The sequence below is a fragment of the Natronomonas gomsonensis genome (genome assembly GCF_024300825.1).
Classification (GTDB): domain Archaea; phylum Halobacteriota; class Halobacteria; order Halobacteriales; family Haloarculaceae; genus Natronomonas; species Natronomonas gomsonensis.
In genome coordinates this window covers 3,427,819-3,443,325 of sequence record NZ_CP101323.1, presented here as the reverse complement: position 1 = coordinate 3,443,325, position 15,507 = coordinate 3,427,819, and the positions used below count along the sequence as shown (strand labels likewise).

The window sequence follows — 15,507 nt, the reverse complement described above, 5'->3', positions numbered from 1 at the left end:
TCGTCGCACGCTCCCAATCATTCGTCGTCCCGTTCGTCGTCGGCGTTGCTCTTCGAGTCCCCGTCGGCCGCCGCTTCGACCTCTTCGGCGTCGAGTTCCTCCTTCCGAGGCCGTCTGTCGATGCGTTGGTTGACCGCCTCGAGTTGGTCGACGATAGTGTCGATTTCTTCCGAAAGCGTCTGCTCGACGTTCTCGGTCACCTCTTGGGTGACTTCCTGTGTGACCTCTTCGGCCACCTTCTCCTCGACGCTCTCCGTGACCTCTTGGGTGACTTTCTCCCCGACGTTCTCCGTCACCTCTTGAGTGACTTTCTCCCCGACGTTCTCCGTGACCTCCTCAGTCACCTTCTCTTCGACGCTCTCGGTGACTTCTTCTGTCACTTTCTCGCCGACGTTCTCGGAGACCTCCTCGGTCAGCGACTCCTCGATGTTCTCGGTGACCTCTTTGGTCATCCAGTCGGGGTCGAAGCGCGCCATCTTCCAGGCGACGTGAACGGCATAGGAGACGAGCGCGCCAAGTCCGAAGGCGATACCGATCCCCGTCGACCCGGTGGCGATGAGGACGATCGCAACCAACAGCAGGAGACCGTACGCCATGTCAACCATGAAGTCGACTCGGCTCGGATTCATCGGGACATATCCACCAGTTGCCAGAAGGGTTCGTTCATGAAATATAAAGCCTCTACTATAGTTCCCGGGCGCCGGAGGTTTAGTCTGATTCATTCCGGACAGCCATCGGCAGGCGAACGTTCGTCGACGGCTCTCGAACGTTCGGTTCTCACGTCGACTGGCCGACTCGCAGGGCCACGCCGACGCCGACCCGAGGAGTCCGACCGACGTGAGGAACCACCGGCGTTTTCTACCCGACGCTCCGAGGTGCCAGCAGTGAACCGCGCCGAGTTGCTGTTCGCGCTGCTCGTGGGAATCCTGCAGGGCGTCTTGGAGTGGCTCCCCATCTCCAGTCAGGGTAACCTCTCTATCGTCACGACCGCCGTCGGGGGCGTCGACCCCGTGGTCGCCTTGGACCTCGCACTGTTCGTGCAGGTTGGAACCGTCTTCTCTGCGGCTGCCTACTACCGCGAGGATATCGTTGACGCACTCTCGAACGCCCCCGGATGGCGGCCAGATGCAGCGTTCGACCCGGAGAACGCCGACGTGACGTACCTCGTCCTCGCGAGTCTCGTGACAGGAATCGTCGGTATTCCGCTGTATCTCACACTGCGTGACGCCGTCGCCGGACTCGCCGGCGGCGTCTTCATCGCCGTCGTCGGCGGCCTGCTGATTGCGACAGGACTGCTCCAACGCGCCGCCGACTCGATGGGGTTCGTCGGCAAGGAGACACCCGCCCTCGTCGATACGCTACTCGTCGGCGCGTTTCAGGGCCTCACCATCCTCCCGGGCGTGTCGCGGTCGGGAACGACCGTTTCGGTCCTCCTCCTGCGTGGCTACGAGGGGCCCGCCTCGCTGCGACTGTCGTTTCTGCTGGCCATCCCGGCCGGCGTCGGTGCCGCCGCCCTCGTCGTGGTGAGCGGTGGGGGCCTGCCGGGCATTTCGCCGCTGGCGGCCGCCGTCGCACTCGGGACCAGCGCCGTCGTCGGCTATCTCACTATCGACGTCTTGATGCGGTTCGTCGAGCGCGTGCCGTTCTGGGCGGTGTGTGTCTCGCTGGGGACGCTCGCGGTCGTTGGGGGACTGCTCGTCGCCGTGGCGTGAGGAACGAAACACGTTAGTGAGCGCCGGGAACACACCGGGACAGATGGAACTCATCGACGAGAAGGGCCGACTGTTCGGCCGCGTGAACATCGTCGACGCGCTCGTCGTCCTCTTCGCAATCGCGGTGCTCGCAGCCGGGGCGGCGTTGGTGTTCGGTGACGACCCGAACGCGAACGAAACCGAACCCAATTCCGATGCTCCGCCAGCCGATACCCTCCACGTGACGCTCGTGACAACCGATGACGCTGCGACCACGCTCGAAACCGAAAACGTGACCGTCGGCGACGAGCGTGCGACGGTTACCGCCATTCACCGGACGCCAGGTCCCAGGAGTTTCCTCCGGGTCGCCCTCGAGGGAGTCCGAACGGAGCAGGGTTTTCAGTTCGCCGGCAACCCGGTGAGAGTCAATCAGGGCTACACTGTCATGACGGAAACGGCGCGGGTCGGGACCCGAGTCGTCGAACGTGATGTTTCGCCAGCGTTCGACACCGAGAGTACGACGGTGAACGTGACGACGACCGTTCGCCGCCCGGTGGCAGAGGCGGTCGGAACGGGCGACGAACAGACCGTCGGTGACGACACCGTTGCGACGGTTGGAAGCGTCGAGACGACTGCTGTCAACGAAACGCATAGCGAACTTCGAGCCTCGGTCGAACTCGAAACCCGACTCGTCGATGACAGCCCACAGTACGGCGGCGGTCCGGTCCGTCTCGGCCGAACGCTCTTCCTCGAAACGAACACCTATCAGTTCGAAGCCGAAATCGTCGGCGTGAATGAGTAGTGGGGTGCTCGGTTGGGTACAGTCGATTCGGCATCGTCTCGGAACAGCGGTCGCTGAATCACGCATCGCAGGGGCGAGCAAGCGCGCCGAAGCCACGCTATCGAGGTGGGCCAGCGGTTCGCGCATCGTTCAGTGGTTCCTTGCGGAACCCGAACCGGAGGTCATCGTCATCGATTTGCGTGAGACGTATACCATCGGCCCGATTCTGCGAGCAATCGAGTGGGCACTCGGCCACGGGAATCGGTTGGCAGAACGGAGCGGACTGACTGCGGCCGTACGGAAGGCGGCCCAGTGGGTCCGCTCTCAACCGATTCACCTAGTCGGTATCGTGCTGTTCGGTGTCGCCGTCGCGGGACTCGCTTCCGCAGCGCTCTCGTCTGGAGCGTTCGGCCGCTGGCTCGTGCTGTCGGGAATCGCTCTCCTCGCAGTCCGTGAACGCCGATCGTGGGATGAAATCCGAGACACCCGCGTTGGTCGAGCGCTGGCAGCTGCGTTCGCACCGCCGGACCCGCCAGACGACAACCGACAGCAACCCGACTCCGAAACTGAATGATTACTCGACGGTGACGCTTTTCGCGAGATTGCGAGGCTTGTCTATCGACCGTCCGAGTTTCGCGGCGGTGTGATACGCCACGAGTTGGAGCTGGACGTTCGTCAGTATCGCCGCGGTCCGTGGGTGCGTCTCGGGGATTTCGAGGACGTGGTCGGCGTAGCGTGCAACGTCGGATTGCCCGTCCGTAATCGCCACGACGGGCGCGTCGCGGGCTTCGACTTCCTTGACGTTGCCGACCGTCTTGCGTGCGAGTTCGCCGTCGCCAACGACGGTCGCGAAGACGGGCGTCTCCGAGGTGACGAGCGCCAGCGGGCCGTGTTTCAACTCGCCGGCGGCGAACCCCTCGGCGTGCTCGTAGGATATTTCCTTCATCTTCAGGGCCCCCTCCAGCGCGACGGGGAAGTTCAGCGACCGGCCGATGAAGAAGTAGGCGTCGCTGTCGAGGTAGGCTTCGGCGACGGCTTCGGCCTTCGAACTGTCGAGGACCTCCTGGACCTGTCCCGGCACGTTCCGAAGTGCGGCGATGACGTCGCGGTCGGCCCCGCCCTCCGTCGCCGCCTCGGTCAGGAGGTTCAGCGCGGTCTGTTGGCCGGCGAAGGTCTTCGTCGCCGCGACGCCGATTTCCGGGCCGGAGCGGATGTAACAGACGTGGTCGCACTCCCGAGCCATCGTCGACCCGACGGTGTTCGTCAGCGCAAGCGTCTCGGCACCGCGACGGCGGGCCTCCCGGGTCGCAGCGAGCGTGTCGGCCGTCTCGCCGCTCTGGGAGACGCCGACGACGATAGCGTCCTCGGCCGGCGGGGGCGAGGTGGCGTACTCGTGGGAGAGAAACGGCTGGGCGGGGACGCCCTTGGCTTGCAGCAGTTGGGCGCCGTAGATGGCGGCATGATAGCTCGTTCCCGCAGCGACGAGATGGACCCGTTCGAGGGACAACTCGCCCAACTCCTCTAGGGTGACGGTCCCGCGGAGTTCGTCGACTCGGCCCTGGAGACACTGCCGGAGGGCACGCGGCTGTTCGTGAATCTCCTTGAGCATGAAGTGGTCGTAGCCGCTCTTGCCGGTGTCTTCGGGGTCCCACGTCACCGTCTCGATGGATTTCTCGATGGTCCCGCCGTCGACATCGGAGACACGCCAGCCGTCGGTGTCGAGTCGGGCGTACTCGCCGTCTTCGAGGTACACCACTTTGTCGGTGAACTCCCGGAAGGCGGGCACGTCGCTGGCGAGATACGTCGCGTCCTCGGCGATGCCGAGGACGAGCGGCGAGTCGTTGCGTGCGACGAACACCGAGTCGGTGCCAGCGATGACACAGGCGATGGCGTAACTGCCCTCGAGACGACCGATAGCCGCCCGGAAGGCGGCTTCGGGGTCGGCTCCCGATTCGAGGCTCGCCTCGACGAGATGCGGCACGACCTCGGTGTCGGTGTCGCTGCGGAACTCGTGGCCCGATTCGGCCAGTTCGTCGCGGAGCGACTGGTAGTTCTCGATGATGCCGTTGTGGACGACGGCAACGTCCCCGGTGCAGTCGCGGTGGGGGTGTGCGTTGCCGTCCGTCGGCGGCCCGTGGGTGCTCCAGCGGGTGTGGCCGATGCCGACCCGTCCACCGATGTCGGAGGTGCTCAATTCCTCCCGAAGCGCGTCGAGTTCGCCCGACTTCTTGACGACCGACACCGAGCGGTCGTCGACCAACGCGACGCCCGCGGAGTCGTAGCCCCGATACTCCAGTTTCGAGAGCCCGTGCAGCAGCGTATCGAGCGTCTCGTCGCCACGGCCAACACAGCCGATGATGCCACACATCAGCGGACTACCTCCGCGCCGTTGCGAATCCAGCCACTCACGTGGGCGCCCGTCCCGACCGTCGCGTCGGCGCCGACGAGCGTGCCGGGCACGAACGTGGCGCCGCCGCCGACCGACGCTCGGTCAGCCAGCACTGCTCCGAGTCCCTGATTCTCGAACACCCGGTCGCCGACCCGGACGTCGCTCGGGCCGCCCGGAACGACCGTTCCGGGGCCGATGGAGACGCTCTGTCCGGCGACGCAGTCGACGAGCGTCGACCCGGGGCCGACCCGACAGTCCGAATCCAACAGCGTGTTCTGCAGCGTCACGTTGCCGCCGACCGTCGCGTTCCGTCCGACCGCTACGTCGGGGCCGACGACGGCGCTGGCCGCGATTTCGGCGTCGGGACCGACGACGACCGGTCCCTGGAGGGTCGCCTCGGGGTGGACGCGGGCGCTGTCGGCCACCCACACGTTGTCGCTTCGCTCCGGAAACTGCACGCGCCCGTTGGCGAGTAACTCACGCGTGAGATACAGCAGGTCCCACGGGTACGTCGCGTCGACCCACAGTCCGTCCGTCGACACCGCCCGAACTTCGCCGTCGTCCATCAGCGTCCCGATGACGTCGGGCAGGTGGAGTTCGCCGTTGCGACGCGGCGTCCGTTCGATGGCATCGAACACCGACTCGTCGAAGGCGTAGACGCCAGCGTTGATGCGACCGAAGGCGTCGCTGTCGGGTTTTTCGACGAGCGTCGACAGCGTGCCGTCGTCGACCTCGACGGCGCCGTACCTCGTCGGTGTCGGGTGGTCCAACACCGCCATCGCGGGCGTGCCGTCGAACCCCTCGAGAACGTCGGCGACGATTCGCTCGTCGATGACGCGGTCGCCGTTCAGCACCAACACGGGTCCGTCGGTCTCCGGAGCGGCCTGCTGGAGGGCGTGACCGCTCCCGAGTTGCTTCGTCTGGTGGACGTACGTGATGGGCACGTCGCGGTAGGAGGGTCCAAAGTGCTCTTGGACGCGTTCGCGCTGGTAGCCGACGACGAGACAGAGCCGTTCGATGCCGCAGTCGACCAACACGTCGAGGACGTGTTCGAGAATGGGGCGTCCGGCGGCGGGAAGCATCGTCTTCGGTCGGTTGAAGGTCAGCGGCCGCAGCCGCGTCCCCTCCCCCGCTGCGAGGACGATGCCGGTCGTGATGTCCATACCGACGGGTCGTTGCCGCCCCGGTTGAAACTATCGGCGGAGCGCGGCTTCCGCGAGCGATACACACAGCAGGCTCCCGACCGTACCGTCGGTATGGCCGACGACGAATATCCGCGGGAACCACCCGAGGACGTGCCGCCGGAACACCACGACCGGGCGCGGGAGCTCCAGCTCGAACTGCTCGTCCTCGAAGCGCGCCTCGAGTCGGCGAACTTCGAAGACAAGGAGGCCTTCCGACGAGCGATACGTACGCGCCGCGAGGAACTGGACGGACTCCGAACCGGTAGCGGCTAATCGGCCGGACGGGACAGGCGGTACCGTCGTGGATGGCAAGCGTGTTACCGTCGCGGCACCGACCGGGCCGTATGAGCCTCATCGACGACGCCCGCGCGCTGCTCGCGACCGGGCCGCTGTGTGACGCCTGCCTCGGGCGGCCGGTCGCCGACCGCAGTTTCGGGTTGACCAACACCGAACGCGGGCGGGCGCTCCGAACCGCCGTCGCACTCGACGACGACGACCCCTTCGAGGAACCCGAGGCCGACTGCTGGGTGTGTGAGGGCATCTGTGACCGCTTCGACGAGTTGGCCGACCGCGTCGTCGAGGCGCTCGGCGAAACCGAACTGTACACCTATCAGGTTGGGACGCGCATCCCACCGCTGGTCGAGGAAAACGAGCGACTCCTGCGACTCGATGCCGGCTTCGAGGAGGACGCCGGCGAACCGCTGAAAACCGAGGTGAACCGCGAGGTGGGGCGTCGCGTCGGCGCGGAACTCGGCGCCGAAGTCGACTTCGAGCGTCCGGACGTGCAGTTCCTCATCGACCTCACCGGCGAGGATGTCGACGTGCAAGTCCAGCGCAATTCCGTGACGATTTACGGCCGCTACCGGAAACTGCAGCGGGACATTCCCCAGACGGAGTGGGAGAAGTTCGACGAGAGCGTCGAGGAACTGGTCGCACCGCCGTTTCTGTCGGCGTTTCGCGGTACCGAGGCCGTCTTCCACGGCGCCGGACGGGAGGACGTAGACGCGCTCATGCTCAATTCCGGGCGGCCGTTCGCGCTGGAAATCAAACAACCGCGGCGACGGGACGCCGACCTGGATGAACTCGCCGAAGCCGTCAACACCGGCACCGACGGCAAGGTCGAGGTGACTGACCTCGCCTTCGCCACCTACGACATCGTCGAGCGCGTGAAGGAACACGACGCGACGAAGACCTACCGGGCGACCGTCGATTTCGACGACTCCGTGTCGGAGGCTGACTTCGAGGCGGCCCTCGCCGAGTTGGACGACACCACCATCGAACAGCGGACGCCGCATCGGGTCTCCCACAGGCGTGCGGACCTCGTTCGGGAGCGCACCGTCCTCTCAATCGACGGAACACTCGAAGACGACCTCACCGCGACCATCGACGTCCACGGCGAGGGTGGCCTCTACATCAAGGAACTCATCAGCGGCGACGAGGGGCGAACCGAACCGAGTCTGGCCGGCCTGCTGGGCGTCGGCGCGACCGTCCGAACGCTCGACGTCATCGACGTACAGGGCGTCGACGAACCGTTCCTCACCGAGGAATATCAAGTGAATCGAGAGGGAACGCCGGTTTCAGGAGAGTAGGCGCGACTCTCTCTTTTCGACCGACGCTCGTAACCGCAGAGATTTACCGGTCGACGCGGAAGGGTGGCTATGCACATCTGCGATGCCTGCGGGGCGGAATTCGAGACGCTCTCCGAGCTCCGAATGCGTCACGACTGTCCCGTGAAGGAAGAACAGCGAAAGCGTGAGCAAGCTCTCGAGTACCTGCGCGATGAGCGAGGCCTTGAAATCGGCGATCTCTGTCGTGTCGTCAAGACGGGCACGGAAGTCGAAATCGTCGATGTCGAGCCAGCCGAGGGGGACGATGAGGAGCCGACCGTTGTCTGGGTGCCTGCGAACCGGGCAGATACGCCGCAAAATCAGCGGACCGGTTCAGTTACCGATTTAATCTAACCCGGGGAGGTGGCCTTTTTCAACACCGACGAGCGGATGCCGTTCGGATAACAGACAGTCAACAGAATCCGACGTGGATTCGGCCGTCGACACCGATGTCGTCTTCGAGCAGACTCTATGACCCGGTTGCTGTCCGCAACGGACCGAGCCGCGGGGTTTCGCCCACGTCGAGGAAATCATTCAGGCGAAATCAGCAAGGCACGCGACCGACTCGGTACGCGCCGACAATCGACCTTACCGAGGGATTAGCGCCTTCATCTGAGGAACGAATCAGTACTTCATATACTGAACGTAATCTAAAACGCATATGTACATAAGCGATAACCATTAGTATTCGTTGGTATAAATGGTTTTTGCGAGACACTTTCAGGGCGTCTCGAGAATACTCATGCCGGTCAACTGGCTACGATGGGAGCGCAGCCGACTCGTTAGCGTCGCTCGAAGGCGACGAACCGCTCATCGCCGGCCGAACCGACGGCAATCTGTACCGTTTGTCCGAGTTCGACCGCGTCGGGGTCGACCGCACGGAGTTGGCCGGTGAGCATGACGGGGCCGAAGTCCGCGATGGCGGTGACATAGGGGCTATCGTCGCTGAACCGCGGTGCAGGGACGGCGACCACGGTGTAGGTCTCGATGTTACCGGCCTCCGGGAGCGGCGTTCGCGACAGGTCTCGGCTGTGACACTCGTGACAGAGTTGCTGTGGCGGGATCGCCCCATGTCCTTCGGGACAGGAGAGGTAGAACGGCTCGCCGGCCTCGATCGCGTCGAGAAAGGCCGAGAACGCCCCGTCTCTCGCGTCGCTCATCGGACCACCTCCAAAACGTGGACGGTCGCGCTGGCGACGGTGCCGCCGGCGTTGTGGGCGATTCCGACGGTCGGCGAATCGAGGGCGTCCGCTCGGGGATGGGTCCCAGCCAACAGTTTCGCCACGGCGGCGATCTGTGCCGTCCCCGTCGCGCCGACGGGATGGCCCTTCGCTTTCAGCCCGCCCGAAAGGTTGACGGGCAGTCGCCCGTCTCGTGTCGTCTCGCCACGGCGCGCTGCGCCGATGGCCTCGCCGTCCTCGTAGAGGTCGAGCGCTTCCAAGGCGAGCACCTCCGCAATCGTGAAACAGTCGTGGACCTCCGCGAGGTCGATGTCGTTTGGGGTGACGTTCGCATCGGCGTACGCCTCACGGGCAGCATCACGGGTTGCCGGCGTCTTCGCGAATGACTCACGGTCCTGCAGCGCCATCCGATCGCCGCCTTGGCCGCTCCCGGTAATCGCAACCCCGGCGTCGAGGTCATTGGCCTCGGCGTAGGCGTCGGTCGTCAATACGACTGCGCTGGCGCCGTCGCTGATGGGACAGGCGTCGTAGAGGCCGAGGGGGTCGGCGACGGTCGGTGCTTCGACGACGTCCGCGACGGATATCTCGGTCTGCAGATGCGCATGGTCGTTGACGAGGGCGTTCTCGTGGTTTTTGACGGAGATGTGTGCGAGGTCGGTCGGGTCGCCGCCGAACGTCTCGAAGTAGGCCCGCGCCATGAGCGCGTAGGCCGCGGGGAAGGTTACGCCGGGACGAACCTCATAGAGGTCGTCGGCTGCGACGGCTAAACCAGCCGTCGCACCGGCAGTCCCCATGTTCGTCATGCGTTCCATCCCGCCGGCGACGACCACGTCGGCTTCGCCGTTTCTGATAACGCGGACCGCCTCGCGGATAGCCAGCCCGCTCGATGCGCAGGCGCCCTCGATTCGTTTCGCGGGCGCGGTCGACCCGAAGGCCTCGCTCATGATGGGGCCCTGATGACCCTGGTTCTCGGACAGCGTTCCGACGAAGTTGCCGTAGAACACTTCGTCGACGTCGTCCAGCGTGAGTCCGGCATCGTCGAGTGCCGCGAGCCCGGCCTCACCGAAGAGGTCCCGGCCCGGCCGGTCGGGGTGTTCCCCGAACGGCGTCATCCCTGTGCCAGCAATGCGTGCTCGTGTCATGTGTCGCTCGTTGGTCGCGTGTTCGCGTTCACTCGTCGAACTGTACCGTCTCGTCGACGACGAGAATCTCTCCGGCGTCGTCGTCGACGAAGTTCGCCGTATCTGCCTGGACCCGCTGGCCCGCGTCGCTTCCGAACACGTCGCCGACGGTCGTATCGGCGGCGAGGTACAGCTCCGCGATTCCGTCGTAGGCCGCCTTCTCGGGGTCGGCGGGGACCGACGTGGCGTACTTTTTGACGCCGGGGAGGTCCTCTGCCAGCGGTGCATGCTCGTTCAACCAGTAGTCCACGAACTCCTCGTGGTCCAACCCGTCCTGTCGGACGAGAAGATTGACAAGTTTCCGCATGCATGAAGATGTCCTGTTCACGAACTTTGTTCTATCGGTTGCCGCGCCGTTTCGGCACACTTAGGTTACTCGTGTGTCGACTCGACAGTGATGTCGCTCCAGCTAGAGTCGATAGACCGCGTCGGTGTCGTCGGCGCGGGCACGATGGGCAGTGGTATCGCACAGGTGGCCGCAATGGCGGGTTACGACGTCGTGATGCGGGACATAGAACAGTCGTTCGTCGAGGACGGTTTCGAGACCATCGACGCCAGCCTCGGCAGTCTGGTCGACAGCGACAAATTGACCGCCGACGAGGCGACGGCCGCCAAGGACCGTATCACCGGCACGACCGACCTCGCGGACCTCGCGGACTGTGACCTCGTCGTCGAGGCCGCCGTCGAGGACGTCGACATCAAACAGGACATCTTCGCGGACCTCGACGAGGTGACCGACGAGGGGGCGGTGTTGGCGACGAACACCTCGACGCTGTCGATTACGACCATCGCTTCGGCGACCGAGCGTCCCGAGCAGGTCGTCGGGATTCACTTCATGAACCCGGTTCCGGTGATGAAAGGCGTCGAGGTCGTCGTCGGAGAGAAGACCGATGACGACGTGGTCGCGTTGGCTCACGACTTCTCGGAGGCCCTCGACAAGGAGACCTGGGAGTCCGACGACAAGCCCGGCTTCGTCACCAACCGCGTGCTGATGCCGTGGATTAACGAAGGCATCCGCGCCTACGACGAGGGCGTCGCCTCCAAGGAGGACCTCGATAAGGGCATGACGCTCGGGACGAACGTGCCGATGGGGCCACTGACGCTGGCCGACCACATCGGGTTGGACGTCTGTCTCCACGCCACGGAGACGCTTCACGAGGAGTTGGGCGACCGCTACAAGCCCGCCTATCTGCTCAAGCGAAAAGTCGAAGCCGGCGACCTCGGAAAGAAGACCGGTAAAGGTTTCTACGAATACGACTGAGCGGCGGTACTACTCCTTGAGGTGTCGCGCGATGACCTTCTTTTGAATCTCGGAGGTCCCCTCGTAGATGGTCGTGATTTTGGCGTCGCGGTAGTAGCGTTCGACGTCGAAGTCCTTGGTGTAGCCGTAGCCGCCGTGGACCTGAACAGCCTCGTTGGCCACGTCGACGGCCGTCTCGCTGGCGAAGTACTTCGCCATACTTGCCGACTTGGGGTGGACATCGTCCTCGTTCTTGCGGGCGGCGTCGCGCGTGAGCAGACGCGCGGCTTGGACGTCCGTCTGCATATCGGCGAGTTTGTGCGCGATGGCCTGATGTTCGATAATCGGCTGGTCGAACTGCTCGCGGTCGTTGGCGTAGTCGACGGCGTCGTCGAGGGCGGCCTGTGCCACGCCGACGGCCTGGCTGGCGATGGCGATGCGGCCGCCAGTCAGAATGGAGAAGGCGGCCTTGAGTCCGTCGCCGACCTCGGTAAGACGGTTCTCGGCGGGGATGCGAACGTCGTCGAAGATAAGCGTCGTCGTGTCGCTGGCCCGGAGACCGAGCTTGTCCTCTTTCTTGCCGACTTCCAGCCCATCGACGTCCTTCGGGACGAGGAACTGCGTGACAGTGTTCGGGTCGTCGCTATCGGTTTTGGCAAACAGGATAACGACGCCCGAGCGCTTGCCGTTGGTAATCCACTGCTTCTTGCCGTTGATGACGTACTCGTCGCCCTCCTTGCGAGCCTCGGTCGTCATCTCGGCGGGGTTCGACCCGGCGTGGGGCTCCGAAAGCGCGAACGCACCGACGGGGCGTCCCTCGACCATCTCCGAGAGCCACTCGTCCTGTTGTTCCTGGGTCCCGAACTGACGGATACACGACGTTGCCAGCCCGTGGACCGACAGGGCCGTCGCGACGGCCAAGTGCCCGCGAGCCAGTTCCTCGTTTACGATGCTGTAAGTAACCTCGTCCGCGTCGAAGCCGCCGTACTCTTCGGGCACCGTCAACCCTGTCAGGTCGAGGTCGGCGAGGCCGTCCCAAACCTCTTCGGGGAACTGCTGCGTCTCGTCCGCTTCGTCGACGTTCTCGGTGACTTCGTTGTCGACGAACTCCCGTACCGTCTCCTGAATCATCTGCTGCTCGCTGGTGAGGTCCATCGACCGGACGTTTGGACCGGGGGGTCCTAAAGAATACGATACTGCTGGGACCCATCGCAGGGCCTGCCAGCGGTGAAAGGGGGTCCCTCAGACTTATTCATGATAGTTATTACGAGTAGCAAAAGGTTTGTCGGGGGGCGACGGTACTCCGAACGACATGGTACTCGTAGAACCCGTCGACGAGGCGGTCCAGTGCATCGAAGACGGAGACGTGGTCGGTATCGGGGGCTTCGTCGCCGTCAGCATTCCCGAATACGTCTTGGAGGGACTCGGCGAGCGATACGCGGCGACCGGCGCGCCCGGACATCTCACGCTCTATCATCCGGCCGCTGAGGGCGACCGCCAAGGCAACGGCATCTCACATCTCGTCCAAGACGGCATGATCGAACGGGTCATCGGCAGCCACTGGGGCTTCGTCCCGGAACTGATGGAGAAGGTCGTCGCAGGCGAGGTCGAAGCGTACAACCTTCCCTTCGGCGCGATGGACCACCTGCTTCGTGACACGGCCGCGGGCAAACCGGGGACCATCACGACTGTCGGACTGCGAACCTTCGTCGACCCGCGTCAGGAAGGCGCAAAGGCCAACGAGGAGACCACCGAGGACATCGTCGAGGTCGTCACCATCGACGGCGAGGAGTACCTCTTCTACCACGCACAGCCACTCGATGTCGCCATCATTCGCGGGACCACCGCCGACGAGAACGGCAACATCACGATGGAGCGCGAGGCGCTCACCTCGAACATGCTGGCGATGGCCCAAGCCGCTCACAACGCTGGCGGGACGGTTATCGCACAGGTCGAGCGAGTCACCGAGGCGGGGTCGCTGAGCGCTCGCGAAATCGATGTCCCCGGCGTCGTCGTCGACAAGGTCGTCGAGGCGCCCGCTTCCCACCACAAACAGACCTACGGGGAGGACTACAGTGGCGCATTCAGCGGCGAAATCAAAGTACCACAGGACGACGGCACCGACCGGACACCGCTCACGGAACGGAAAGTCATCGCGCGCCGAGCCGCGATGGAACTGGTCCCAGACGCCGTCGTGAATCTCGGCGTCGGCGTGCCAGAGACGATTCCGGCCGTCGCGAACGAGGGGAATATCAGCGACGAAATCACCCAGACCGTCGAGGCTGGCCCGATCGGCGGGTCGCCATCGGGAGGTATCAGCTTCGGAACGGCCGTCAACCACGAGGCACTGGTCACCTCGCCCGAGCAGTTCGACTTCTACGACGGCGGCGGTCTCGATATCGGCTATCTCGGAATGGCCCAAATCGACGCCGAGGGCAACATCAACGTGAGTCGCTTCGGCTCGCAACTGCCGGGCTGTGGCGGCTTCATCAACATCACGCAGAACGCCGAGAAAGTCGTCTTCTGTGGGACGCTCACCACGGGCGGGTTGGAGGTCGACATCGGTGGCGGAACCCTCGACATCGCCTCGGAAGGGGAGAGCACGAAGTTCGTCGATGCGGTCGAGCAGATCACCTTCAGCGGCGAATACGCCGTCGAGACGGACCAACCCGTCGTCTACGTCACCGAGCGGGCCGTCTTCGAACTCTCCAGCGATGGCCTGGTGCTGACCGAAGTCGCCCCGGGCGTCGACGTGGAGGCCGACGTCATCGACAACATGGCGTTCGAACCGACCATCGCCGACGACCTCGCAGAGATGCACCCGGCGTTGTTCCGCGAGGCGCCGATGGACCTGACCGAGTACGTCAACTGATCAGGCGTAGTCCAGATTCACCTGAACCACGTTCGCCGACCGGCGGACGACCTCCGCGATTTCCGCTCGTCGTTGCGCGTCGATTCGACTTCGCGGCCCGCAGACGCAGATAGCCGCCTGCACGTCATCTGATTTGTCCAGTACCGGGGCGGCGATACAGACCATTCCTGCGATGCGTTCGCCGTCGTCGACCGCATATCCTTGTTCTCGAACGGTTTCGAGTTGGTCAAAAAGCTCCTCGCGTTGGGTAATCGTTTGGTTCGTAACCGCGACGAGGCCGTGCTCATCGAAAATCTCCTCGACCGACTCCTGGGGAAGGTACGCGAGGATGGCTTTCCCCGGTGCCGTCGCGTGCAAGGGCATCCGGGCGCCGGGATACGCAAAGAGGCTCACGGCGTCTTCGCCCTCGCTAATCGCGAGGAGGACGCCTTGACCGTTTTCCTCGACCATCAGAGTGACGTGTTCGCCGGTCTCCTCAGCGACCGTCTCGAGTTCGTCCTGCGCTGCAGAGAACACGTTCATGCGGTGGCGCTGTTGTTGTCCGACTTCGAGGAATCGCGTCGAAATCCGATAGACGTTGTCCGTTTTGGTCACGTATCCCGTCGCGACCAATGCCTGCAGGTAGTCGTGGGTGGTACTCACGGGCATGTCGAGCTTGTCGGCGACCGCGGACCCTCGGAGGCCGCCCTCTTCGGCCAATACGTCGATAATCTCGAACGCCCGATCGACCGTTTGTCGTGAGCCATTGGTCATTGCTATTCCAGTAGTCTTCCTGCTGTCTGAAAATACTTTCGAGATGCTCGAAAACATGTTCGTACACTCAATCGCTCCCGGTGTCGTAGTAACTCGGTTGGCCAGATGTTCAGTCCGGTTATACACCCGTAAGCAGCCGTTCAGGCCAAGAACCGGACACTTGAGAGGCATATACTACAAACATAATAGTTCGAAGTGGGGTTTGTTCTGTTTCGACTGTTCCGGATGGTGTATTCGAGAGGCACACAACCAAATTCATTAGCTTACGCGGTCGTAGTTATTTCATAACCGTGCCGACTCGTTTCGAGAAACTCGAAATATCGACCATCCGCGAGAGGTGACCTGTCGGCCCTCCGAAAATCGGTAGGGATTTTCATAACACAGTTAATCTTGTTATCTACACGACACAGCGATAGTAGTTTCGTCAATCAGCCAAAGCAGGAGTCACGTGCGCTATTTACAACGTTTAACGCTTGTGTACATATGCGCATGCTATTGTGTACATCTTAAGAACAGTTCTGTTGCAGGTATCTGTGGATTCTAAACATCTACGCCGACGCTGCGTCCGACGTATTGATTTCCCCGCCGGGTACTTTCTAACAGCGTTCGGTCAGTCCGTGGAGTCGGT

16 protein-coding genes are annotated in these 15,507 nt (G+C 63.6%); 8 read left to right on the top strand and 8 right to left on the bottom strand.

What is annotated here, in order from left to right; translation table 11 throughout:
• Positions 1-17: 17 nt before the first annotated feature.
• Entirely contained in the window at positions 18-605 is a 588-nt protein-coding gene (locus tag NMP98_RS18305) for a hypothetical protein (RefSeq protein ID WP_254859287.1), read from the bottom strand.
• Positions 606-884: 279 nt separating this feature from the next.
• On the opposite strand from NMP98_RS18305, the gene NMP98_RS18300 reads away from it, so the two are divergent.
• From NMP98_RS18300 to NMP98_RS18290, 3 genes are read left to right on the top strand one after another with little or no spacing between them, the layout of a single operon-like run.
• Positions 885-1,712, top strand: coding sequence for an undecaprenyl-diphosphate phosphatase (locus tag NMP98_RS18300; protein WP_254859286.1), 828 nt, complete (start codon positions 885-887; stop codon positions 1,710-1,712).
• Positions 1,713-1,755: 43 nt separating this feature from the next.
• The gene (locus tag NMP98_RS18295) at positions 1,756-2,493 is read left to right on the top strand and encodes a DUF4330 family protein (RefSeq protein WP_254859285.1); all 738 of its coding nucleotides are present in this window, start codon (positions 1,756-1,758) and stop codon (positions 2,491-2,493) included.
• Entirely contained in the window at positions 2,486-3,046 is a 561-nt protein-coding gene (locus tag NMP98_RS18290; protein WP_254859284.1) for a hypothetical protein, read from the top strand. Before NMP98_RS18295 ends, NMP98_RS18290 begins: the two co-directional genes overlap by 8 nt.
• Here the strand turns inward: NMP98_RS18290 and glmS are convergent, their stop codons facing one another.
• On the bottom strand, positions 3,047-4,840 hold the full coding sequence (glmS, locus tag NMP98_RS18285; RefSeq protein WP_156707376.1) for a glutamine--fructose-6-phosphate transaminase (isomerizing): 1,794 nt from the start codon (positions 4,838-4,840) through the stop codon (positions 3,047-3,049).
• Positions 4,840-6,024 carry a sugar phosphate nucleotidyltransferase gene (locus NMP98_RS18280; protein ID WP_254859283.1) on the bottom strand — a complete coding sequence of 395 codons (1,185 nt, stop codon included), beginning with the start codon at positions 6,022-6,024 and terminating at the stop codon, positions 4,840-4,842. Before NMP98_RS18280 ends, glmS begins: the two co-directional genes overlap by 1 nt.
• Before the next feature lie 93 nt (positions 6,025-6,117).
• Here NMP98_RS18280 and NMP98_RS18275 point away from each other — a divergent pair, with 93 nt between their 5' ends.
• From NMP98_RS18275 to NMP98_RS18265, 3 genes are all read left to right on the top strand, one after another.
• Complete coding sequence (locus NMP98_RS18275) at positions 6,118-6,318, top strand: hypothetical protein (protein ID WP_156707378.1); 201 nt, start codon at positions 6,118-6,120, stop codon at positions 6,316-6,318.
• A 71-nt stretch (positions 6,319-6,389) separates the two neighbouring features.
• A complete protein-coding gene (locus NMP98_RS18270) occupies positions 6,390-7,634 on the top strand; it encodes a tRNA pseudouridine(54/55) synthase Pus10 (protein ID WP_254859282.1) in 1,245 nt (414 codons plus the stop codon).
• Positions 7,635-7,703: 69 nt separating this feature from the next.
• A complete protein-coding gene (locus NMP98_RS18265; protein ID WP_254859281.1) occupies positions 7,704-8,006 on the top strand; it encodes a hypothetical protein in 303 nt (100 codons plus the stop codon).
• 428 nt (positions 8,007-8,434) lie between these two features.
• Here NMP98_RS18265 and NMP98_RS18260 read toward each other — a convergent pair whose 3' ends face one another.
• From NMP98_RS18260 to NMP98_RS18250, 3 genes are read right to left on the bottom strand one after another with little or no spacing between them, the layout of a single operon-like run.
• A complete protein-coding gene (locus NMP98_RS18260) occupies positions 8,435-8,812 on the bottom strand; it encodes a Zn-ribbon domain-containing OB-fold protein (protein WP_254859280.1) in 378 nt (125 codons plus the stop codon).
• Complete coding sequence (locus NMP98_RS18255) at positions 8,809-9,975, bottom strand: thiolase C-terminal domain-containing protein (RefSeq protein ID WP_254859279.1); 1,167 nt, start codon at positions 9,973-9,975, stop codon at positions 8,809-8,811. The genes NMP98_RS18260 and NMP98_RS18255 overlap by 4 nt, the downstream gene beginning before the upstream one ends.
• 28 nt (positions 9,976-10,003) lie before the next feature.
• Positions 10,004-10,321: an EthD family reductase gene (locus tag NMP98_RS18250; protein ID WP_254859278.1), complete on the bottom strand. Its 318-nt coding sequence runs from the start codon at positions 10,319-10,321 to the stop codon at positions 10,004-10,006.
• A gap of 90 nt (positions 10,322-10,411) precedes the next feature.
• On the opposite strand from NMP98_RS18250, the gene NMP98_RS18245 reads away from it, so the two are divergent.
• On the top strand, positions 10,412-11,275 hold the full coding sequence (locus tag NMP98_RS18245) for a 3-hydroxyacyl-CoA dehydrogenase family protein (RefSeq protein ID WP_254859277.1): 864 nt from the start codon (positions 10,412-10,414) through the stop codon (positions 11,273-11,275).
• A gap of 9 nt (positions 11,276-11,284) precedes the next feature.
• Here NMP98_RS18245 and NMP98_RS18240 read toward each other — a convergent pair whose 3' ends face one another.
• A complete protein-coding gene (locus tag NMP98_RS18240; RefSeq protein WP_254859276.1) occupies positions 11,285-12,409 on the bottom strand; it encodes an acyl-CoA dehydrogenase family protein in 1,125 nt (374 codons plus the stop codon).
• Between the two features lie 157 nt (positions 12,410-12,566).
• Here NMP98_RS18240 and NMP98_RS18235 point away from each other — a divergent pair, with 157 nt between their 5' ends.
• A complete protein-coding gene (locus tag NMP98_RS18235) occupies positions 12,567-14,126 on the top strand; it encodes an acyl CoA:acetate/3-ketoacid CoA transferase (RefSeq protein WP_254859275.1) in 1,560 nt (519 codons plus the stop codon).
• Here the strand turns inward: NMP98_RS18235 and NMP98_RS18230 are convergent, their stop codons facing one another.
• Positions 14,127-14,879 (bottom strand): IclR family transcriptional regulator, encoded by a 753-nt coding sequence (locus NMP98_RS18230; RefSeq protein WP_254859274.1) that lies wholly within the window; start codon positions 14,877-14,879, stop codon positions 14,127-14,129.
• Positions 14,880-15,507: the final 628 nt, after the last annotated feature.